We start from the raw sequence: 20,372 nt of genomic DNA, 5'->3' as shown, positions 1-20,372 counted from the left end.
TGCGCGCCGCATTCGGTGAGTCGATCGAGGCCGCGACCAGTGACGCGGTGATCGCCGCCATCGTCGAGGGGCGCGACTGGCGCCCGAGCACCGCGCCGCAGCGGCAGGCGCTTTAGGAGGAAGGAGGTCCAACCGTGGCAACCCCTACAGCAAAGGCCTACCAGATGGAATTTCAGCCGATCATCCTGAAAAAGCTCTGCGGCGACGCCGATATCTCGCAGGCCGAACTGGCCCGCGCGGTGGCCGACACCCTGGGCCGCGACATCAGCCGTCCCACCCTCAACCTGTGCGTCAATCGCGGCTATGTTCCGATGACGATCCCGGGATTTCGCGAGGCCGTCGAGGCCTTTTTATCGCGCCACTCCGGCGCGTCGCAATGGCTGATCCAGCGCGGCCTGACCGCTGCCGACGTGTGGCGGCCGCTGGATGTCGCGCAGCGCAACGCCTTGCCCGCCGGACACGGCAGCCGCACGCAACGAGGTATGCGCGCCGTCAAGTCCGCATTGATTTCGGGAGATCCCGAGCACATCACCATCACCTGGGAGGTCGCAATGCTGCATCCGGAGACAATGAAGAAATTTAAGTTGTTCAGACACCCTTTCTTAAACGACATCACCAGCGAAAAGGACATTTTTCTTTCCGACGAGCATCGGTATATCGAGTCCGCGATGATGGACGCCGCGCTGCATGGTGGGTTTCTTGCCGTCATTGGAGAAGTGCAGAGCGGCAAAAGCACCATCCGGAAGAAGGTGGTGGAGAACCTCTTGCGCGATGGTGACGTCTCGATCGTCTACCCCCGTAACCACAGGGTCAATATCGGAGAGACGACCCGGTGTCGCATCAACGCCACAAGCCTTTGTGACGCCATCATCCTTGATATCTCGGGTGAAACCCCCAAGGTCAAGACCGAGCACAAGGTGCGCCAGCTGGAGAGACTGTTGATTCAGCGAACCAACCAGGGGTTGAAGCATGTACTGATCATCGAGGAAGCTCACAATCTCACCAAAGTTGCTTTGAAATATCTGAAGCAATTTTACGAGCTCGAAGACGGTTTTCGTAAGTTGATGAGCATCATTTTAATCGGGCAGACAGAATTGCGCGAACTACTCAACGAGCGCGCTTATCCTGAGTTGCGCGAGGTAATCCGCCGCATACAGGTCGCAGAAATCAAGGGACTCAACGGCAATTTGCGTGACTATCTCAAGTTTAAGTTCAACCGAGTCGGGGCACAGATCGACAATATCTTTACGCCGGAGGCTTGCGAGAGCCTTTCTCGCCGGCTCACCTGTAAAGACAACCGCTCCCGGGAGATCTCCAATGCTTATCCTGGGCTGGTCAACAGCTACGTCACCCGCGCGATGAACCTCGCCTGGGAAATGGGAGAAGAGAAGGTGACCGCCGATGTGGTCGAGGCGATCTGAAAAGGAGAAGAGACATGGCGATCGAATGCGGACATTGCAAGGCCGGCCGCCCCTACCTGCGGCCGTTGATCGAGGATCTGGCGGGCGGCATCCGGCTGCAGACGGTGCGCTGCGTGCGCTGCGGCTGGCAAAAAGAGCGGCTGGTGGCGCCCCCGAGGGTGGACAACCCCGACCGGCCGCAGAGCGAGAAGCCGTCGAGCAACTGCGGCCGGCGCCCGACGGGTCACGCCTGCAACATCGAAGGGTGCGAGAAGGGGTACGTTCCCGCGCCCGGCCGCGCGCCCTACTGCCTCAAGCACCGCCAGCGGCTGGAGAAGTGGCTGCGCAGCAGCATGCGCACCCCGCCGCCTTATATCCGCGACGACGGGCGAGTGTATGAAAACCCAGCGCGCCAGTTCACCCGCGGCCCGCGGAGGCAAGCATGTGGGTGACATGGGGGGTGCTGGGGATGGTGGTGCTCATCGGCGCGACGGCGCTGATGTGTCTGGCCAGTGGACCGCCGGGTTATGACGGCGGATTTTTCGACAACCAAGGGAAAGGACAAGGGGAATGACCGGACTGGGATTGATTGAACAACGCGCGCACCTGCTCGCCGAGCGGCGCAACCTGCTCGCCGACCACGTGCGGGTGATGCACGAGGAAATCGACGACATCAAGCGCCGCCACATGGCGGCCATCAAGCACGCCGCCGACGATATGAGCGAAGCGCAGGCCTTGTTGCACGACGCCATCAGCGCGCATCCCGAGATGTTCGTCAAGCCGCGCACCCTGGTCATCGCGGGCATCCGCTGCGGGTACGTCAAGGGCAAGGGCGAGATCGCGTTTGACGACGAGCAGGCCGTGATCCGGCTGATCCGCAAGCACCTGCCCCAGCAGGCCGATCAGCTGATCAAGACCACCGAGCGGCTGCTCAAGACGGGCCTCGGGCAACTGAGCGTGGCGGAGCTGCGCAAAATCGGCTGTGAGTTGCGCGAAGCAGGGGACGAGGTGGTGATTAAGCCGACCGCCACGGACATCGACAAACTCATCGACGCCATTCTGTCTGAGGGCGAGCGCATTCTGGCGGAGGTAGCGTGATGGGACAGGACTATGTGGTTGCAGGGCTGTGCACCAACGAGCGGTGCGAAACGAGCGTGTTCACCGTGCGGCGCAAGAGGGTTCTGGTCGAGGGGCAAGACGGCCAGGTGCGACAAATCAGCCGCCTGGTCTGCCCCATGTGCCGCATGTGGGGCGAGGTGGTGCAGATCGAGGAGGGCGCGGCATGAACGCACGCAACTGCCCGTTCTGCGGGCACAATGATCCCTATTACGACGAGATGGCGATTGACGGCCTCACTGTGTATTACCTGACCTGCCCCGAGTGCGAGTGCGAGGGGCCGACGGGACGGACCACCCAGGAGGCGACCGAGGGATGGAACCGTCGCGCCGCATGAGGGTGGTGATCGGCCGCCGCGTGTTCGAGAGCGTCGAGGATGCGCAGGCGTTTCTGGAACTCCCGGGGTCGGCGGACTCTTCGGATGACGGCCCCGCCGGCCCCGAGGACCGGGGCGAGTGATGCGAAACCGCGACCATTTTGCCGGTGCGGGCAAAATGGTCGCGGTCGCCCGAGGGTGGCGCCTCGGGCCTGATGAGCAGCCGCGGATATGGCAATCGACTGGAGATGGGAAGCGGAAATGAGCCGGGCGCGCCGGCAGCTCGAAGAGGCCAAAAGTCGCTATTTCGGCGAGGGTCTGTCGGCCGCTGACGGCCAGTGCCCCTACCCGCCCACCTCGTTCGCCGCCATTCACTGGCGGCGCGGGGCCGAACAGAGGAGCCAGGGATGAACGCCGCACGCATCGAGCGCAGCCCACGGCTGCAACGGGTCGACCGACTCCTGGACGACGGCCAGTGGCACAGCACCATGGACATCGTGCAGGCCGCCCGGGTCTGCGCGGTCAACAGCATCGTTGCCGAGTTGCGCTACAACGGGCGGCTCATCGACTGCGAACGGCGCGGCGACGTGTGGTGGTACCGCAAGCAGACGCAGGCGCAACTGGCGCTTTTTTAAGGAGATCGCGCATGGGCAAGCAGGTGGAACATCCGAAAAATGCCATTGTGAGCGCACGGCTCGACGGCGGCGAGCAGGAGGATTTCGCGCGCCTGGTGCGCATCTTCGGCAGCCGCTCCGAGGTGGTGCGCATGGGCCTCAAAATGCTGGCTGCCACCGCCGGGATTGATTTCGGCAAGGGCGATTTCCGGAGCGATGACGATGCAGCCGCCTAAGCCGTGCCGCGAAAAAACCGAGGTGTGGAGCCGCGTGGTGGGATTTTTTCGGCCGGTGGCGCAGTGGAATGCGGGCAAGCGCGAGGAGTACCACGAGCGCAAACCGTTCGTGGTGCGGGGGGAGGGAGAGGAATGAACCTGACCTGCCCGAGTTGCTACGCCACCCACGCGCTCGAAGCCTACGTGCAGACCGATGCCCAGCGCGAATTGCTCGCCGCCCTGGTCAAGGCGCCGCCCGAGGTGTTCAGGCCGCTGGTCTCGTACCTGGGGCTGTTTCGCCCGCCCAGCCGCGCGCTGGCACCCGAGCGCGCCCTGCGCCTGGTGGGTGAGGTGCTGGCGCTGTGCGAGTCTTCCGGCTCTCAGGCGCTTGCCGCCGCCCTGGTGGAAACGGTTGAGGCCCTGCGCCGCAAGCGCGAGCAGGGGCAGCTCAAGCCCCTGAAAAACCACAATTACCTCAAGCAGGTCTTGAGCAGCGCGCCCCCCGCGCCGGTCGCCTTCGGCCCGGATCAGGTCGCCGGCACCCCCGCGCCGCGCGGCAAACGCGCACAGGCCATGCAGGTTCTGGCGCAATGGGCTGGGGATGACTGGCTGCGGCGCGAGCTGGCCTCTGGCCTGTGCGCGCTCTTGGCCGACAATCGCCAGGGCGCGCCCGCCGCCGACAGCGTGGTCTACACCGCCGGGCTTTGGGAGACGCTGCTGCGCGAGGCTGGCGTGACCATCGAGGCGGTGGATGCCGCCCGCATCCGGCGCGGTTTCAAGCTTCTGTTGACCGATTTTTCCGGATGGCCCGAAGCGCGTGACCTGCGCGACCGGCTCGGCAAACGGCCCGAGCGGGCGAAGCTCGACGAGCCGCCGCCCTCGCCGGAACAGCGCGAGGCCGCCCGCGCGGCCATGCGCAAGATTCAGCAAGGGCTGTGAGTGCGAAAAGGGGGACACGTGGAACCGATCAGAACCAAGCAGATCCAGATCATCAAGATGGCCGCCAAGCAGTTGGGCCTCGATGACGCCACCTACCGCGATATGCTCTGGGAGCGCTACCGGGTGCGCAGTTGCACCGCGCTCGACCGGCGCCAGGCCGATGATCTGATCGACGATTTTCAGAAGAAAGGGTTCCGCCTGCAAAGCAAGCGCCGCCCTTGGCCGCCGGTGCGCGGCGGCACGCGCGCCCCGCGCGACAAGGGCACACCGCGCGAGGGCAAGGTGGTGGGCCTGGCCAGTCGCGACGAGCTGGAGAAGATCGCCGCCGTGGCCGACCTGATCACCTGGCGTGCCGAGAATGGGCTGGCGCTGTTTCTGGAGAAGCGGCTGGGCATAACAGGCGGCCGGGTGCGCACCGCGCGTGAGGCGTATCTGGCCATTGAGGCGCTAAAAAAGCTCTTTGAAAACGGCATGAAAAAGCAGTACGGCGCCGACTGGTGGCTGCGGCCCTTTGCCGATACGGCCATCAGCGATTATATCGCGCGGCATGCGCCCGCCGAGTTTCAAGAGGCGCTCAAGCTGCGCCGCGATCTGGCGCAGAGAGGAGGCCCGCATGCCTGATGCCGTCGAGCAGCGCCTGCTGCAGATGCTGGCCTCGGCCGAGCTGCCGCGCAAGGCCAGCTACAACCGCGACGAGGTATGCCGCATTCTGCAGATCAGCCACCGCTCGTTTCGGCGCTACACCACCGAGTTTGAGCGAGACCCGCAGACCGGCGACGCCCCGGCCTGGGCGCTCGACAGCTACACCCTGCGCAAGGATCGGCGCGTGACTTTTGACGAGCTCGCCGATTATCTGCGGCGCAACAACACCTATCAGCGCTGCACGGCGGTGGATCCGCGACAGATGTGTTTTTTGGATGAGCTTTAGTGCACAACCGCTTGAGATAACGGGCTTGCGGGCCACGGAGGAAACCATGGGAATTTGCAGAGAATGTGATTTGCCGGCTGACTGCTGTGATTGCGACAGCGGTAGCAAGTCCGCTGTTGATCGATTGGTTAAATTTCGGTCTTCAGATTTCGGGGATTATCTGGACGTGCCACTACCGCCAGGGTGCGACATGGTGCTGATCTGTGTAGACCTGGCGCAGCACACGCCCGTGACGATTTGCCTGCCTCATCAGATGTATCGGGCGAAGCTGGCGATGATCCTCGAAAATAACCCTGGAGCGCGGACGCTGACGATCATGCCCTATCGGAACGCGGACAAGATCGAGATCAAGGCTGAAGAAATTTAACGCTTGAGGTCAGCGGCGGCGTAGGCTGCTGGCCCGGAGACGAACCGGTGAATCCGTCCGGCTGGACCGAATTGTTATGAATTACCCCGCGCTGGCCCGCCAGGGCCATGATGTTTCGGTGCTCTTCGCCCGCGCTGACAGCAATTACAAGGCGCTGGCCGGTGTAGACGTGTGGGACGCCGAAAGGGATGCTCTCCGCTGGGCGGGCGGTTGCCCTGTGGTCGCACACCCGCCCTGCCGGTCATGGGGCAGGTTGCGCCAGTTCGCCAAGCCGAGGCCGGGGGAAAAAGAGCTGGCCCTGTTCGCGGTTGACCAGGTGCGTAAGTGGGGCGGGGTTTTGGAGCACCCGGCAGAAAGCACCCTCTGGGAAGCGGCCGGCCTGCCGAAACCCGGGGAGTTTCCGGACCAATGGGGGGGGCTGACGATCCACGTTGACCAATACCATTTTGGGCACCGGGCGGAAAAGGCGACATGGCTGTATATCGTAGGCTGTACCAGTCTGCCGCCGATCCCCCGCCGGGCAGGGCGCCCGACGCATTGCGTAAGGCCGACGAAAAGTTATCCCCGCCTGCCGTCGATCACGAAGGCCGAGCGGGAACACACCCCGCCAGATTTCGCCGCATGGCTGATCGAGGTAGCGAGGCGCTGTCATGGTTTTGCGCGGGGTGATTCATAACCAGCACTATGCCGCATTGACGGCGACAGATCACCCTCGCCCCACCCCAACCCCGCCCCCCCGGCGGGGTTTTGCTTTTCCGGGGGACAGATGCGGCCATAACGGCGCGATTGTGGCCGCCAAAACTGCCATTCTGCCTGCCATGGAAATGAAGCGATTGGCATACGAGATGGCGCACGCCCTGGAAGAGCGCTGGGTGCGCACGCAGCTCGACAAGGGCACCCTCGATCACCGGCAGGCCTGCCGCGCAGTGTACTGCGAGAGCCTCCACGAGGAGATCCGGCAACTCGAAGATCACATTTGCCTCGATCAGCAGCTTGTGCCCCTGCTTGAGCCCGCCGCCCTGGAGCGCGACGCGCGGCTGAATCTGGAGCGCATGGAGGCGCAGTTGCGGTGGAAGCGCCGACTGTACGCCGAGCTGCACGGCGATGACTTTTGCCATAAAAACCGCACCCGCCTGCGCGATCTATGCGAGGCCATCAACCACCTCGACAGCCTGGTGCGGCGGGCGCGGGCTGTCGGCATTTTTGATCAAGGAGAGTAGCAATGCCCATCACCGGCGGAAGTTGGACCTTTTTCAACGAGTTCAAAAAACAGCTCGGCCTCAAGGCCGTCAGCCTCACCGGCGACACGTTCAAAATGGCGCTGATGCCGAGCACCTGGACGCCGAACATCGACACCCAGGACGATTGGGGCGACATTTCGGCGCAGGAGATCAGCGGCAATGGCTATGCCCAGCAGACCCTCGGCAGCAAGACCTGGACCCGCGACGACGCCGCCGACAAGGTGGTGTGGGGCGCGGCGACGGCGAGCTTCGGCCCTGCCTCGGGCGGTCCGATTGCGGCACGGCGGGCGGTCATCTATGACGACACCACCACGCCGAAATATCTGGTGGCCCATTGCCTGCTGGACGCGACAAACCAGGACGTCTCCGCGCCGGACGGCGTGAGCCTGGAAGTGTCGTTGCCGAGTGGCATTGGGGCGCTGGCCTGATAGATGCCCACCCTGACCCTGCTCACACCCTACACCCAGACCCCGGACGGCGACTGGACCGCCCTCGTAGGGGAGCGCTACGAGTGCGAAGCCTGGGCAACGCACGGTTGCCCGCCCATGCCCGCCTCGCCGGATGCTGTGCTGTGCGAGGTGCGCTGCTCCGATGCTGTGGCCGCACTGATTGCCGCCGATGCCGACCTGTTTGTGCTGGAGGGGCCATGACGACCAAACGAGCCAATGAGCTGCGGGCCTATTTGATCGCTCGCGGGTGTACCTCTCAGCAGGCGGGGCAAGTCATTGCCGGGCTGGTGGGTAAGCAGCCCGCCGAAGTTCGGGCGCTGATCGCCGGGCGTCTCGCCGCTCGCTACTCGCGGAGGGCTGGCTGATGGCGCAGTATTTTGACGATTTCAGTGCCGCCACCGTAGGTAGTCCGCCCCCAGGGTGGACTACCCGCGTAGGAAGTTTGGGTCTAGCGGTTGTTGAGGATGTCGGTGCCGGTAACGGCAAGACATTTCGGATTGGACCAGGCAGCGCGTCGATATCCAATTCGTTCGTAAGCATGGATGCGGTTGACTCCGACCCAAACCGCGCAGATTTCGAGATATTGGTACGGTCGAAGGCGGATGTAAACCATGGCACAGGCCAAAACCTGAGCGGGTGTGCCGGCCGGGCGTTTGTCGCGTCTGGGATGAACGGTTATACGTCTGCTCGATCCTACTCTAATTGGAACTCTGCGACCGTTTCGAGCGTGAGTGCTAATACTCGTACCTCGCTCGGTAGTTACGGACCAGGGTCTACCTCATCCTCGGCATATAGTTTTGCCCGATTTCGTATGCAGGGTGAGACGTTACAGTATAGGGCGTGGCAGGGGACGTTGGAAGACGAGCCGGCCGCTTGGGGCATCGAGGTTACGAATGCAACATTTACTGCGGCTGGATACATAGGTATCTGGCGGAACCTGCTGACCAATAATGTGTATTTCGATTTTGTCGGCGTCGGTACTGGCGGCGACCCTGCTCCGAGTGGGCCGGTGGGGGGCGCTAACACCCAAGTCACAACCTCCCCCGGCACGCTGGGCCTCTCCGGTCCCGCTTCTTCGTCGGCGTTCTCCGGCGCGGTAACATCCGCCCCCGGCGTCGGGGCTCTGACGATCACCCCGCCGGCCGCCGAAATCCTCTTTTCCGGGGCGATCACTTCCGCCCCGGAACCCGGGCTGCTGGATCTGACCGGCCATCCGTCGCAAAGCGCCTTCTCGGGCGCGATCACTTCCGCCACCCTGCCCGGCTCTCTGGCGTTCTCTGGCTTGGCTGGGCAGATCATCGTCAGCGGCGCGGCCACCGTCACCGTGCTGACCGCCGCCGGGGCTTTGAGTTTGACCGGAGCGGCGCCGTCAGCCGCTTATTCCGGCACAATGAGAGCGCAGACACTGCCGGGCCTGCTGGCTTTGGCGGGCGTGGCACCTGGCCTGCTGCACTCGGGCGCGGTCACGGTCGAACTGCTGGCCGGGGAGCTGTCCATCGATGGGCAGGCGGTGGAGACGACCATCGGCGGCGGCATCCGCGTCGAAACCGCCGCCGGTCTGCTGTCGCTGCTGGGGGATGCGCCGTCTGTGGTGATTTCGGGCGGGGTGCGGGTCGAGACACAGCCGGGCCTCCTGGATCTGTCTGGCGCTGCGCCGCTGCTGCTGCACGCGGGGACCATGCAGATCATCTGCAACCCGGGGCAGCTGGAGTTCCTGGGACTCCCGCCGCGCGTCTACACCGGCGAGCAGCTCGGGCGCATAGCGCGCCCCGGGTTCATTTCACTGACCGTTCGCCGCGCCGTGGTGTCGATCACGCCGTTGCGTGGCTATGAGGAGACGCATTGATGATTACCGGAGCCATCTATATCGGCCGTGACAACAGTCTCGACTTTCACCTCACCGAAGACGGCGAGGTGGTGGATCTAGCCCCCGTTTCACGCATGACCCTCGACCTGCGCGGGCGCGGTCTGCCCTCCGTCGCCATCGACAGCGACCAGCAGCCCCAGGCGTTTGACTGGCAGAGCGATGCGACGCGACTCAAGCTCAAGCTGGGTGCGCACGTGAATCAGCCCGGCGAGTATCTAGGCCGCCTGACCGTGTTTTCTCTCGACCACCCCCACGGCCTGGTGTGGACCGAGGCGCTGCCGGTGCCGGTGCGCGCCTGATTCTCCCCTTCCCGTCCACTCTCCGCCAGAAGCGGCCAGAACGGCGCGATATTTCAGCACAATTCCCATAGACTCGCATCTGTGCCACGGGGTAACCCGTCGTCCTTCTCCTGGGGGCGGGGGCCTGACCCGCCCCCGCCGATTTTTCGCACAGAGCGAGGCCATCCATGACTGATCCCGTTTTCGATTTCGCGGTGACCCGCACCTTGCAGCACGAGGGTGGGTTGGTGCACGACCCGGCCGACCCGGGCGGGTTGACCAATTTTGGCATCTCGCAGCGCGCCTATCCGCTGCTGGACATTGCCGCCCTGTCGGTGGAGGACGCGCGCGCCATTTACCTGCGCGACTACTGGCGCGCCCCTGGATTTGCGGGGCTGACCCACCGGCAGACCGCCGCCCTGGTGTTCGATTTGGCGGTGGTCTGCGGAGTGTCGCGCGCGACACGCTTTCTGCAGGAAGCCGCCAACCTGCTGGGCGCGAGCCTCGACGTGGACGGCAAGTGCGGCCCGGCGACGCGCGGCGCGGTTAACGGCCAGCGCCACCAGGCGGCGTTGCGGGCACTGATCAAGCATCTCGCGACGGCCCATTTTCTGCGCCAAAACAAGCCGCGCTTTCTGGCGGGCTGGCTCAACCGGCTGGAGTCGCCGCTATGAGCCTGTTGGGGCTGGGCAATGCGGTGGTGGGGATTGTCGGCAAGGCCATCGACAAGATGTTCCCCGATCCGGTCGAGCGGGCGCGGGCGCAGATGGAGCTGGTGAGGCTCCAGCAGGAGGGCGAGCTGCGCGAGCTCGAAATCAGCATGTCGGCGATCTTGGCCGAGGCGCAGAGCGCGGACCCCTGGACGAGCCGCGCCCGGCCGTCGTTTCTCTACGTGATGTACGCCCTGCTGCTCGCCGCCATCCCCATGGGCATGCTCCATGCCTGGCGGCCGGATCTGGCGGTGTCGATCGCGTCGGGCATGCAGGCCTGGCTCGCGGCGTTGCCCGAGGAGCTGTGGTGGCTGTTCGGCGCGGGCTACCTGGGATACACCGGCGCGCGCAGCATCGATAAGCGCGGCGGGCTCAAAGGGATGAAGGGGGGTTGATGTCTCCGCAAGAGGTTGCGACCGTGACCGCCGTGCTGGCGGTGATCAAAGAGATCGGCACCTGGCCGCTGTTCAGCATGCTGGCCGCGCTGGTGCTTGGCCCCTGGGTGGGCATGTTCGTGATTGCCCGCGGGCAGGAGAAGCGCCATTCGGCGGTGGTGCAGATGTACCAGGATAACGTGAAGCTGGTGGAGTCGACCCAGAAGATCGCGGAAGGGTTCCAGGACATCGTGGTGCTCTCGACCCAGACCCTGACCCGGGTGCAGTCCTCCATCGACAGCAATCTGTTCTGCCCGCTCATGCGCAAAGACCCCAAAGTGGAAAGGAAGGTCGAATGAATCTGGAACGTGCCGCCATGAAGGGCAAACTGGCCGATCTGAAAGATAAGCGCCGCGCCGCCGAACTGCGTGCCGAGGGGCTGTGCCGCAGCATCCGCAGCGAGCTCAACACGCTGATCCGCCCGGTGGCGGAGTGTGAAGTGCCGACCGCCGCGCAGCAGATGGATGACCTGGTGGCGGCCTGGGGCGAACTGGCGTCGCTCGATGGTCAGATTGCGCGGCTGACGCGGGAGCTCGACTGATGGCCGAGAAGGGAGCCCGCGCGCGCCTGGAGCCGGTGGCGCGGCAGATGTACGTCGACGGCCAGACGCTGGACCAGATCGCCGAGGTTCTCGACGTCTCGCGTCAGAGCTTGAGCGAGTGGAAGGGCCGCACGCGGCGCGCCGGAGAGGATCGCGACGAGTGGGACAAGGCCCGCGAGCAGCGTGCATCGACGGTAATCCGGCTCAAAAACCTGCTCGATCGCGAGCTGGAGTACGCCGAGAACGCCAACCCCGGGCAGATCGGTCCGGCGACGCTCGATGGCATCAGTAAGCTCGGTGCCCTGGTGCAGCGCTTCGAGCAGGCCGAACGCGAGGCGGCGCTGAAAAGCACCGCCCAACGCAGCGCCCTGTTTCTGGATTTCGTGCGGGATCTGATCGAGTTCGCCACCCGCCATGAACCGGCCCTGGTGGGCTACATCGAAAACAGTTTTGACGACCTGATTCAGTGGGGACGGGAGAAGTATCAGGGATGAACAGACGTCAGCGCCGCTATTACCTGAAGTGCCTGCGGATCGTGCAAAGAAATAACCCGTGGGCGCCTGAGGTCGAACAGCAAAAAAAGGCCTGGGATATGGCCTTTGGTGAGAGGTAGGCAGTTTTTATGGCAGTGACGGCACCCAAGCAGCGCCAATTCGACCGCGAGGTGGAGTCGATTCGCCAACTAATCCAGGCGAGCGCCAAGCCCTTCCCGGACGACCGCGCCCAGCAGCGCGCCCGCAAGGCCCGCGCCGAGTGGGATTTGGCGTTTTTTTGCCGCACCTACTTCCCCCACTATTTCGAGACCGCGCCCAGCGCCCTGCATCGCTATTTTGCCGAGCGCTACCCGGCCATGATCCGCCGTGCGGTGGAGACCGGCGAGGGCGACCGTGAGGCCGACGCCGCGCCGCGCGGCAACGCCAAGAGCACCTGGACGACCTTTGGTTTGCCCCTGTGGTGCATCGCGTACAAGCATCGGCGCTACATCATGCCGGTGTCCGAAACCGCCGCCCAGGCCGAGAGCTTTTTGTCTTTCATCAAGGTGGAGTTGGAGAGCAACGAGCGGCTCAAGCAGGATTTTCCCGAGATGTGCGGCGAGGGGCCGGTATGGCGGGCGTTGATGATCATCACCCGCAACGGCGTCAAGGTGCAGGCCGCAGGCGCCGGCCAGAAGCTGCGCGGCTTTCGCCACGGCAGTAAGCGCCCGGATCTGGTGATCGGCGACGATCTGGAGAACGACGAGCAGGTGCGCAGCCCCGAGCAGCGTAAGAAGTTGGAGAGCTGGTTCTTTAAAGCGCTGATGAAGATCGGCCAGCCCGACACGGTGTTCATCGTGGTGGGAACGATTCTGCATTACGACTCGCTGCTCTCGACCCTGCTCAAGCGTCCGGGCTGGAAGGGCAAGAAATTCCGCAGCGTGATCCAGTTCAGCGGCTCTCGGCTGTGGGAGGAGTGGGAGCGCATTTTTGCCGACATCACCATCGGCAAGGAGGCCGCCGAGGCCGCCGCCGATGCCTTTTTCGCGGCAAACAAGCGTGAAATGCTGGCAGGCACCGACGTGCTGTGGCCCGAGCGTGAGCCCTATTATTACCTGATGAAGATGCGCGTGGCCGAGGGCCGCGCCAACTTCGACAGCGAGAAACAGAACGAGCCGATCAACCCCGAGGACTGCCTGTTTGCCGAAGAGGACGTGCAGTTCTGGGATGATGGCGAGGTGGATCTGACGGACGTGCCGCTCTACGGCGTAGTGGACCCCTCCATGGGCAAGAAGAGCAAGCGCCACGACCCCAGCGCGATTCTGGCCGGCCGCGTCAAAAACGGCATCCTGTACGTCGAGATCGCCGACATCGACAAGCGCCATCCGGACAAGATCATCCTCGACATTCTGGCCTACCACGAGCGCGAGAGCTTTCAGGCGTTTGGCTGCGAGACGGTGCAGTTCCAGGAGTTTTTCAAGGACACGCTGGAGTCTCAGGCGCATAAGCGCGGCCTGACCCTGAACGTGGCGGAGATCAAGAGTCACACGGACAAGTATCTGCGCATCCAGACTCTGCAGCCGTGGATCAAGAACGGCTGGATCCGTATCCGGCGCCATCACGCGACACTGTTGCAGCAGTTGATTCAGTATCCCATGTCCGACCATGACGACGGCCCGGATGCGCTGGAGATGCTCAAGAGCCTGGTGGAGAAGGGCTCGGTGCAGGCCGCGGGCGCCAGCGCCGAGGCCGACCGCGATACCTACCGCAGCGAGCGCCCTGAGGGGCTCGCAGGCCGCTGGGGCCGCATATTCAACCGGAGGGCTGCCTGATGGGCATCAAAACCTTTTTGACGCAAAAGTTCTTCGGGACGCAGATCGAGCAGGAAGTGCAGGCGCGCATGCAGGCTGCCGGCACCTCACTCGATGAGGCGGGTTGGCGCAGGCTGTCGGGCAACGCCAACCGCGAACTGCCGGTGGCGGCCTGGCAGCGCCAGGTGGAGATCTGCTACTGGCTGTGGAAGACCAACCCCATGGGCAACTGGATCATCGAGACCCTGACTCATTTCGTGATGGGCAAGGGCTACAGCTACAGCGCCGAGAACGACGAGGTGAAAACTCTGCTCGACGGGCTGTGGTACGACCCGGTGAACCGCATGGATATGCGGCTGAAGCGCATGATTCGCGAGCTGTTTTTGTTCGGGGTGCAGTGCTGGCCGGTGTTCGTGGCCGAGCAGACCGGCCGGGTGCGCCTGGGCACCCTCGACCCGGCGCTGATTGTGGAGGTCTATACCGACCCCGAGAACGTGGAGATTCAGATCGGGGTGAAGGTGCAGCGCCACAACTCGACGGAGACCCGCGTGCTGCGCACCATTCTGGCCGGCGAATCCGAAGAGGTGGTGAGCGAGCAGGCGCGCGCGCTGCGCGAGGGCTGGACGGAGGGCGAGTGCTTTTATTTCAGCATCAACAACGTGAGCAACGACCCGTTCGGCACCTCGGATCTGTTCGCCATTGCCGACTGGCTCGACGAGTACGAGCGACTGATCTTCGATGACGCCGAGAAGGCCAGCCAGATGAACGCCTTCATGTGGGACGTGACCATCGAGGGCGCCGGCCCTGAAGCGATCCGCGAGTACGCCAAGGATAACCCCGCGCCCAAGCCGGGCGCGACCCGCTACCACAACGAGAAGGTCAAATGGGAGGCGGTGGCGCCGGATCTCAAAGCCGTGGACAAGGCCGCGCTGGCGCGGCTGTTCCGCAATCACATTCTGGGCAATCGCAGCATCCCCGAGCATTTCTACGGCGGAGGCGGCGACGTGAACCGCGCCACGGCGGGCGAAATGGGCGACCCCTTCTTTGCCCTGGTGGATGACCGCCAGTCGCTGGTCAAACACATCCTCGAATCGATCTTTACCTACGCGGTGCGCCGCGCTCTGGACGCCGGGTACCTGCGCGTGCCGGACGACGAGGCGTACAACTTCGCGGCGCAGAAGCCCGAGGCCAAGGACAAGGACGTGACGAAAGTCTCCGCGGCGGTGCAGCAGATCGTGACGGCGCTGGTGGCCGCGGCCGGGCAGGGCTGGGTCGATGACGTCAACGCGACGCGCATTTTCGCCTTCGTGCTGGCGCTGATCGGCTATGAGCTCGACCCCGACAGCATCGACCACAGCGCCCGCGACTGGAAGGACTACGGCAGCGACTCTGCGGAGGAGACCGGCTGATGGCGCGACCCACCGCCGAAATCGAGCGGCTGCTGCGCGCCCGGCAGCGCGGCACCCTGAGCGGGGTCAAGGCGATCCACGGCATTTTGGGCGAGGTACGCCGCCAGATCCTGGAGGAGCTGCGCACGGTGGACGGCGAGAGCTACAGCGCCCTGGCGCTGCGCCGCAACCTGGCGAGCATCGAGCGGCACCTGGCGGACTTCGAGACCCGCGCGGGACGCGAAGTGACGGGCCTGATCGAACAGGCCTGGACGGCGGGGGCTGAGCTGGTGCCACGCGCGGCGCAGAGTGCGGGCGTGGCCGTGGGGGCCTTTGGACATATCGCCTTGCCGCTGCTGGAGACCATGCAGGATTTTGCATTTCACAAGATTCGCGGCATTTCTCAAGCGGCCTTTGACCGCATCCGCGCAGAGCTCACCCTGGGACTGCTGGGGCAAAAGACCCCGCACCAGGTGGCCATGGCGGTGGCGGGCACGCTGGAATCGCCGGGGGTGTTCGCCTCGATCGCGACGCGCGCCGAGGTGATCGTCAAGACCGAGATGGGCCGCGCCTATGCGGCGGCCACGGTGGAGGGACTCAAGCAGGCGGCCGAAAACGGCGTGGAGATGCACAAGCAATGGTGGCATGCGGGCCACCCGGCCCGGCCGCGCATGAGTCATCTCTCGCTGCATGGGCAGATTCAGCCGGTGGATAAGCCGTTCATGGTGGGCACGGTGCTGATGGACTACCCGCGCGACCCCAAGGCCCCGGCCTCCGAGGTGATCAACTGCGGCTGCGAAGTGCTGCCCTGGCACCCGGCCTGGGGCGACCCGCACGACCAGCGCAACCAGTTGCCGATCTTCAACGAGCGCGGCGAGGAAATCGCGCGCCGAGGGCCACGCACGGGCCGCGAAGAGTCCCTGGCCGGGAAATTCGCCCAGGGACGACGCGGGCGCCAAGGCGGGCGATGAGGCGAGCTCGGCCAGAAAACGCCTCTGCGATGTTTATAACACGTTTATAACACCCTTCCGGAAGGAGGGGACAACCCCGAGACGAGGAGAGGATCATGGAGGAAGGATTCGACAAGAAGTGGCTGGCGGGTTTGAAGTTCAACAGCAGCAAGGCCAAGACGGTTGAGCGCGACGGGCGGCAGATCGTGACCTACGAGCCCACCGAGCGCCCCCTGCGCGAACAGGACGTGCTGGCGTGGAGCGATCAGGGCGACGAGGTGGAGCTGGTGACCGGCGACGGACGCAAGCTGCGGGTGGCCAAAGCCAAGGACCAGAAATAAGGGCGCGTGCCCTTCGGGAGAACGACCATGTTGAGCTTTGATCAGATCCGCGAGCTGGTGCTGCATGCGCTGCGCAAGGCGCACACGATGGACGCGCAGAGCTATCTCTACATCACCGAGTTGTTCGACGACGCGGTGGTCTACGAAATCGAAGGCCCGGCGGGCGCAAGCGGCCCGAAGTACCGCCGCCGCACCTATACGGTGATGGACGGCCAGGTGAGCCTGGGCGAGATGCAGGAGGTGCAGCGCAAGGTGGATTTCGTGCCGGTGCAGGCGGCCTGCTCTTTTGTGGCCGCCGTGCCCGAAGACGGGCAGCCCGAGGGGCTGCGCTGGCGGGTCAAGGTGATCGAGTTCGGCCCGGACAAAAACGACGAGGTGTTTTGGGACGGCGCGACGCTCACGGCGGCGCTCGCGAAATTCGACGGCGCCAAGGTATTCGCACTGAACGACAGCCAGCATCGCGAGAAGCCGGGCAAGTTCGGCAAGAGCACCCGCGAGCTGGTGGGGGCGCTGACCCGGCCGAGCGCCGACGGCGAGGCCATTTATGCCGAGCTTGTGATCATGCCCTCGGCCGCCTGGCTGCGCGATGACCTGGTGGCCTGCAAGCAGGCGGGCATTCCCTACGTGTACGGCCTGTCGGTCGATATCAGCGCCAAGGCGGCCAAGGTCGATCTGGGCGGCAAGAAAATGCTGGTGCCGCAGCAGGTGCAGCGCGTCCAGGTGGACGTGGTGCATGAGCCGGCTGCGGGTGGTGGATTCATACAACAACTGGCCGCGGCGGTTGCCGACGGCGGAACGGAGGACGACATGCTCAAGAAACTGTTGGCGGCCTTGCAGGCCAAGCGGCCCGATCTGTACAAGCAGATTTCGGCCAAGGTGGAGGACGGCACGCTCACCGAAGAGCAGGCCCTGGATCAGATCACGGCGGCCATGGCCTCGCCGGTGGTGACCCTGGACGAATCCATGCGCGCGGCGGTGGCCGACGCGGTTGCAGCCGAAGTGGCCAAGGTGGCGACCCTGCCGGGAGCCACGCAGGGCGCGGCCATGCAGCAGGTCAATCTGCTGGCGTGCAAGCTGGTGCTGCGCGACGAGCTGGCCGGAGCAAAGCTGCCCGAGCCGGTACGCGCCAAGCTGCAGCGGCGCTTCGAAGATCAGACCTTCAAGGTTGAGGATCTGCGCGCGGCGATCAAGGAGGAAAAGGAAGTGCTCGATCAGTTGACCGCTTCGGGTACGGTGGCCGGCGCGGGCGGCACGCGCATCACCCTCGACCAGGGCGACAAGGTGCATCAGTACCTGGATGATTTTTTCGACGGCAAGGTGAGCTCGTTCAAGGCGGCCTACGTGGACATCACCGGCGACAGCCAGTTCAGCGGCCGCACGCAGGACGCGCGCCTGCTGGCCTCGCTGACCTCGACCAGCTTTGCCGAGGTGCTGGGCGATGCCGTCACCCGCCGCATGCTCAAGGAATACAACATGGCGGGGCTTTCGGACTGGCGCAAGATCGTCGAGGTGGTGCCGGTGGGCGATTTCCGCACGCAGCACCGCACCCGCATCGGCGGCTACGGCGATCTGCCGGGCGTCAACGAAGGCGCGGGCTATCAGGCCCTGGCCTCTCCCGGCGATGAGGAATCGACCTACGCCGCCAGCAAGCGCGGCGGCACCGAGGATCTGACCCTGGAGATGATCCGTAACGACGACGCCGGCGCCATCCGCCGCATCCCCGTCAAGCTCGGTCGCGCGGCAGCGCGCACCCTCTACAAGTGGGTGTTCAGCTTTCTTACCACCAACGGCGTCATCTACGACGCCAAGGCGCTGTTTCACGTCGACCACGGCAACTTGCTGACCGTCGCGTTCGCCAAGGCCGCCTTGCAGGCCGCGCGCCTGCAAATGCTCAAGCAGGCCGCCTATGGCGCCATCGACGTCATGGGCATCGCGCCCAAGTACATCATCGGCCCGCCGAACCTCGAAGACACCATCTACGAGGTGTGCGTGCAGCCCAACGCCGGCGCGTTTACGCCCACCGCCCCTGACGCGGTACGCCGCCAGACCTGGGAGCCGATCATCAACCCCTACCAGACCGACACCAACGACTGGTTTTTGGTGGCCGATCCGAAGGACATCCCGACCATCGAGGTCGCCTTCCTCGACGGGCGCGAGGAGCCTGAGCTGTTCGTGCAGGACATGCCCAACGTGGGCTCGATGTTCAGCAATGACAAGCTGACCTACAAGATCCGCCACATCTACGGCGGCGCGGTGATGGACTACCGCGGCTTCCAGGGCAACATCGTCACCGGCGGCTGAGCGCCTGATGACTAAGGTGTGATTCCGGCGGGGAGCTCTCGCCCCGCCGGGTTTTTCAACGCGATTTTGACGGAGTAGCCCGCATGGCCCTGATCGACCTGATCTTCTCGCGCGCCAAGGACGATTCGAAACGCCTGACCTACCCGGCCGACTATCAGCCGGCGCTGGAGGCGGCCCTTGATACCTATAGCCGCCATCGTCCGCGCCTGGTGGTTGAGGATGTGGCGGCCTCGGGCGGCGCGGATCTGGATCTGCCCGCCGGGTGGGAGGATGAGTTCAGTCAGATGCGCGCGGTGGAATATCCGCTGGGTTTGGTCCCCCCGGCGCTGTGGTCTCAAGGAGACTGGGCGCTGTATCTGAGCCCCACCGGCGTGCACCTCAGATTGAAAGATGTGGTACCCGCCGCCGGCGAACTGGTGCGGGTGACCTACACGGCGAGCCGCAGCGAGGCACAGGTGCCGCGCGCGGATCTGGACGCGGTGGCGAATCTGGCAGCGGCGATGTTGTGCGAGGTGCTGGCGAATCTGTTCGCCCACAGCTCGGACCCGACCATTGCCGCCGATGTGGTCAATTATCGCAGTAAGAGCGCGGAGTTTGCCGCGCGCGCCAAGCGGCTGCGCCAGATGTATCTGGACCAGGTGGGCCTGCGCGACGGTGATCCGGCGCCGGCCATGGGCGTGGCCATCGCGCCGTCCACCGGCCGGGTGCGTCTGACGCACGGGAGGCGCTGATGGGACTGGTGGCCTCGGCCCGCATTGACACCAGCGGCCCCCTGCTCAAGGGGCAGGCTCCCGAGATCGTGCAGCGCCACATCGACGCGCTGGTGCAGGAGCTGACCCTGCTTTTGCAGCGCGAAGTCAAGACCCGCACGCCGCAGGGCGTGTTTGGGGCGCAGGGGGGCTTGCTGGGCTCGATCCAGGCGGAGGTGACCGGGCGGGGCACGCCTCTGATCAAAGGGCTGGTGGCGTCGGCTCATGCCTACGCCGAGACCATCGAGAAGGGCCGCCGCCCGGGGGGCAAGATGCCGCCGCCGGGGGTGCTGGTGCGCTGGATCGAACAAAAATTCGGGGTGGATGGCGACACGGCGCAGCGGCTGGAATTCGTGGTGCGGCGCAAGATCGCCCGCGCCGGATTCGACGGCGCCAAGATGTTCGAGCGGGCTTTTGTGGAGTCGCAAAATCTCATGCAGCAGCGCGCGGCGGCGCGCGGGCTGTCGATTACGCGGGAGCTGGATCGTGGATAGTTACCTGAGCATTGTGGCCGACATCAAGACGCGCCTGGAGGCGTTGGACGCAGGCCGCGTGCATGACTATGAACGCCAGGCCGCCGACCCGGCCAAGTTCATCAGCCTATTTCGCCACGCCAACCGGATTCTGGGCTGGGAGATCAGCCGCCGGGCCGTGCCCGAGCATGTGGCGGGCGTGCACTTTCGGCATCATCAGATGGTGCTGCGCGGCTACATGGGCCTGGAGGACGCAGCGGCGACCTCAAAACAGTTTCAGGTGCTGATCGACCGCGTGTGCGCGGCGTTTCGAACCAATACGACACCGCCCGGCGTGTCCTGGCAGTACAGAAACGGTGATGTGCCGCAGAACGCGCCGGCGCAGGTGGAAGTGATCGATGACCGCATGTTCGGCGCGGTGCTGTGCCATCACGCGCAGATCGCGTTGAGCGTGACCGAACGCATTATTGT

34 protein-coding genes and 1 other RNA gene are annotated in these 20,372 nt (G+C 64.7%); all 35 read left to right on the top strand.

Translation table 11 applies throughout. From position 1 onward, the window contains the following. Positions 1-134 precede the first annotated feature (134 nt). Entirely contained in the window at positions 135-1,421 is a 1,287-nt protein-coding gene (locus QAT43_RS07375; RefSeq protein WP_305042410.1) for an ExeA family protein, read from the top strand. Between the two features lie 14 nt (positions 1,422-1,435). Next, positions 1,436-1,852 carry a hypothetical protein gene (locus tag QAT43_RS07370; protein WP_305042409.1) on the top strand — a complete coding sequence of 139 codons (417 nt, stop codon included), beginning with the start codon at positions 1,436-1,438 and terminating at the stop codon, positions 1,850-1,852. Further along, positions 1,843-1,974 (top strand): hypothetical protein, encoded by a 132-nt coding sequence (locus QAT43_RS07365; protein WP_305042408.1) that lies wholly within the window; start codon positions 1,843-1,845, stop codon positions 1,972-1,974. The genes QAT43_RS07370 and QAT43_RS07365 overlap by 10 nt, the downstream gene beginning before the upstream one ends. Beyond that, a complete protein-coding gene (locus QAT43_RS07360; protein WP_305042407.1) occupies positions 1,971-2,498 on the top strand; it encodes a host-nuclease inhibitor Gam family protein in 528 nt (175 codons plus the stop codon). Before QAT43_RS07365 ends, QAT43_RS07360 begins: the two co-directional genes overlap by 4 nt. Next, positions 2,498-2,686: a hypothetical protein gene (locus QAT43_RS07355; RefSeq protein ID WP_305042406.1), complete on the top strand. Its 189-nt coding sequence runs from the start codon at positions 2,498-2,500 to the stop codon at positions 2,684-2,686. Before QAT43_RS07360 ends, QAT43_RS07355 begins: the two co-directional genes overlap by 1 nt. Further along, a complete protein-coding gene (locus QAT43_RS07350) occupies positions 2,683-2,853 on the top strand; it encodes a Lar family restriction alleviation protein (RefSeq protein WP_305042405.1) in 171 nt (56 codons plus the stop codon). The genes QAT43_RS07355 and QAT43_RS07350 overlap by 4 nt, the downstream gene beginning before the upstream one ends. Then, entirely contained in the window at positions 2,832-2,975 is a 144-nt protein-coding gene (locus tag QAT43_RS07345; RefSeq protein ID WP_305042404.1) for a hypothetical protein, read from the top strand. Before QAT43_RS07350 ends, QAT43_RS07345 begins: the two co-directional genes overlap by 22 nt. Beyond that, positions 2,975-3,061: hammerhead ribozyme type II (locus QAT43_RS07340), an RNA gene on the top strand. Before QAT43_RS07345 ends, QAT43_RS07340 begins: the two co-directional genes overlap by 1 nt. 2 nt (positions 3,062-3,063) lie before the next feature. Next, positions 3,064-3,243 (top strand): hypothetical protein, encoded by a 180-nt coding sequence (locus tag QAT43_RS07335; protein ID WP_305042403.1) that lies wholly within the window; start codon positions 3,064-3,066, stop codon positions 3,241-3,243. Next, on the top strand, positions 3,240-3,467 hold the full coding sequence (locus QAT43_RS07330; RefSeq protein ID WP_305042402.1) for a hypothetical protein: 228 nt from the start codon (positions 3,240-3,242) through the stop codon (positions 3,465-3,467). Before QAT43_RS07335 ends, QAT43_RS07330 begins: the two co-directional genes overlap by 4 nt. 11 nt (positions 3,468-3,478) lie before the next feature. Next, positions 3,479-3,682: a hypothetical protein gene (locus QAT43_RS07325; protein ID WP_305042401.1), complete on the top strand. Its 204-nt coding sequence runs from the start codon at positions 3,479-3,481 to the stop codon at positions 3,680-3,682. Beyond that, on the top strand, positions 3,669-3,818 hold the full coding sequence (gene nrdD / locus QAT43_RS07320; protein ID WP_305042400.1) for an anaerobic ribonucleoside-triphosphate reductase: 150 nt from the start codon (positions 3,669-3,671) through the stop codon (positions 3,816-3,818). Before QAT43_RS07325 ends, nrdD begins: the two co-directional genes overlap by 14 nt. Beyond that, positions 3,815-4,600, top strand: a complete 786-nt coding sequence (locus tag QAT43_RS07315; RefSeq protein ID WP_305042399.1) for a hypothetical protein — start codon at positions 3,815-3,817, stop codon at positions 4,598-4,600. The genes nrdD and QAT43_RS07315 overlap by 4 nt, the downstream gene beginning before the upstream one ends. Before the next feature lie 18 nt (positions 4,601-4,618). Beyond that, positions 4,619-5,221, top strand: a complete 603-nt coding sequence (locus tag QAT43_RS07310; RefSeq protein WP_305042398.1) for a phage protein GemA/Gp16 family protein — start codon at positions 4,619-4,621, stop codon at positions 5,219-5,221. Continuing rightward, positions 5,214-5,528: a DNA-binding protein gene (locus QAT43_RS07305; RefSeq protein ID WP_305042397.1), complete on the top strand. Its 315-nt coding sequence runs from the start codon at positions 5,214-5,216 to the stop codon at positions 5,526-5,528. The genes QAT43_RS07310 and QAT43_RS07305 overlap by 8 nt, the downstream gene beginning before the upstream one ends. 190 nt (positions 5,529-5,718) lie before the next feature. After that, positions 5,719-5,895: a hypothetical protein gene (locus QAT43_RS07300; RefSeq protein WP_305042395.1), complete on the top strand. Its 177-nt coding sequence runs from the start codon at positions 5,719-5,721 to the stop codon at positions 5,893-5,895. Positions 5,896-5,971: 76 nt separating this feature from the next. Continuing rightward, positions 5,972-6,571, top strand: coding sequence for a hypothetical protein (locus QAT43_RS07295; protein WP_305042394.1), 600 nt, complete (start codon positions 5,972-5,974; stop codon positions 6,569-6,571). A 148-nt stretch (positions 6,572-6,719) separates the two neighbouring features. Next, entirely contained in the window at positions 6,720-7,115 is a 396-nt protein-coding gene (locus QAT43_RS07290; protein WP_305042393.1) for a hypothetical protein, read from the top strand. Between the two features lie 2 nt (positions 7,116-7,117). Then, a complete protein-coding gene (locus QAT43_RS07285) occupies positions 7,118-7,564 on the top strand; it encodes a hypothetical protein (protein ID WP_305042392.1) in 447 nt (148 codons plus the stop codon). 3 nt (positions 7,565-7,567) lie between these two features. After that, positions 7,568-7,786: a hypothetical protein gene (locus QAT43_RS07280; protein WP_305042391.1), complete on the top strand. Its 219-nt coding sequence runs from the start codon at positions 7,568-7,570 to the stop codon at positions 7,784-7,786. A 652-nt stretch (positions 7,787-8,438) separates the two neighbouring features. Beyond that, positions 8,439-9,431 carry a hypothetical protein gene (locus tag QAT43_RS07275; RefSeq protein WP_305042390.1) on the top strand — a complete coding sequence of 331 codons (993 nt, stop codon included), beginning with the start codon at positions 8,439-8,441 and terminating at the stop codon, positions 9,429-9,431. Further along, on the top strand, positions 9,431-9,751 hold the full coding sequence (locus tag QAT43_RS07270) for a hypothetical protein (RefSeq protein ID WP_305042389.1): 321 nt from the start codon (positions 9,431-9,433) through the stop codon (positions 9,749-9,751). Before QAT43_RS07275 ends, QAT43_RS07270 begins: the two co-directional genes overlap by 1 nt. Before the next feature lie 167 nt (positions 9,752-9,918). After that, positions 9,919-10,404, top strand: coding sequence for a glycoside hydrolase family 108 protein (locus QAT43_RS07265; RefSeq protein ID WP_305042388.1), 486 nt, complete (start codon positions 9,919-9,921; stop codon positions 10,402-10,404). Positions 10,405-10,409: 5 nt separating this feature from the next. After that, complete coding sequence (locus tag QAT43_RS07260) at positions 10,410-10,835, top strand: holin family protein (protein ID WP_442900220.1); 426 nt, start codon at positions 10,410-10,412, stop codon at positions 10,833-10,835. Further along, positions 10,835-11,173 carry a hypothetical protein gene (locus tag QAT43_RS07255; protein WP_305042386.1) on the top strand — a complete coding sequence of 113 codons (339 nt, stop codon included), beginning with the start codon at positions 10,835-10,837 and terminating at the stop codon, positions 11,171-11,173. The genes QAT43_RS07260 and QAT43_RS07255 overlap by 1 nt, the downstream gene beginning before the upstream one ends. Continuing rightward, a complete protein-coding gene (locus tag QAT43_RS07250; RefSeq protein WP_305042385.1) occupies positions 11,170-11,415 on the top strand; it encodes a hypothetical protein in 246 nt (81 codons plus the stop codon). The genes QAT43_RS07255 and QAT43_RS07250 overlap by 4 nt, the downstream gene beginning before the upstream one ends. Continuing rightward, positions 11,415-11,909, top strand: coding sequence for a DUF1804 family protein (locus QAT43_RS07245; RefSeq protein WP_305042384.1), 495 nt, complete (start codon positions 11,415-11,417; stop codon positions 11,907-11,909). The genes QAT43_RS07250 and QAT43_RS07245 overlap by 1 nt, the downstream gene beginning before the upstream one ends. 128 nt (positions 11,910-12,037) lie before the next feature. Further along, on the top strand, positions 12,038-13,720 hold the full coding sequence (gene terL / locus QAT43_RS07240; RefSeq protein WP_305042383.1) for a phage terminase large subunit: 1,683 nt from the start codon (positions 12,038-12,040) through the stop codon (positions 13,718-13,720). After that, positions 13,720-15,108, top strand: a complete 1,389-nt coding sequence (locus QAT43_RS07235; RefSeq protein WP_305042382.1) for a hypothetical protein — start codon at positions 13,720-13,722, stop codon at positions 15,106-15,108. Before terL ends, QAT43_RS07235 begins: the two co-directional genes overlap by 1 nt. Next, positions 15,108-16,058 carry a phage minor head protein gene (locus tag QAT43_RS07230; RefSeq protein WP_305042381.1) on the top strand — a complete coding sequence of 317 codons (951 nt, stop codon included), beginning with the start codon at positions 15,108-15,110 and terminating at the stop codon, positions 16,056-16,058. The genes QAT43_RS07235 and QAT43_RS07230 overlap by 1 nt, the downstream gene beginning before the upstream one ends. 95 nt (positions 16,059-16,153) lie before the next feature. After that, positions 16,154-16,378 carry a hypothetical protein gene (locus QAT43_RS07225; RefSeq protein ID WP_305042380.1) on the top strand — a complete coding sequence of 75 codons (225 nt, stop codon included), beginning with the start codon at positions 16,154-16,156 and terminating at the stop codon, positions 16,376-16,378. Between the two features lie 27 nt (positions 16,379-16,405). Beyond that, the gene (locus QAT43_RS07220; RefSeq protein WP_305042379.1) at positions 16,406-18,679 is read left to right on the top strand and encodes a phage major capsid protein; all 2,274 of its coding nucleotides are present in this window, start codon (positions 16,406-16,408) and stop codon (positions 18,677-18,679) included. Between the two features lie 83 nt (positions 18,680-18,762). Further along, positions 18,763-19,410, top strand: coding sequence for a hypothetical protein (locus QAT43_RS07215; protein ID WP_305042378.1), 648 nt, complete (start codon positions 18,763-18,765; stop codon positions 19,408-19,410). After that, entirely contained in the window at positions 19,410-19,922 is a 513-nt protein-coding gene (locus QAT43_RS07210) for a hypothetical protein (RefSeq protein WP_305042377.1), read from the top strand. Before QAT43_RS07215 ends, QAT43_RS07210 begins: the two co-directional genes overlap by 1 nt. Next, the coding region (locus QAT43_RS07205) for a hypothetical protein (protein ID WP_305042376.1) at positions 19,915-20,372 on the top strand (458 nt) is incomplete at its 3' end. The genes QAT43_RS07210 and QAT43_RS07205, both read left to right, overlap by 8 nt.

The organism is Geoalkalibacter sp., assembly GCF_030604225.1.
Classification (GTDB): domain Bacteria; phylum Desulfobacterota; class Desulfuromonadia; order Desulfuromonadales; family Geoalkalibacteraceae; genus Geoalkalibacter.
The sequence above is the reverse complement of the archived record's forward strand: the minus strand, read 5'-3'. Positions and strand labels throughout refer to the sequence as shown.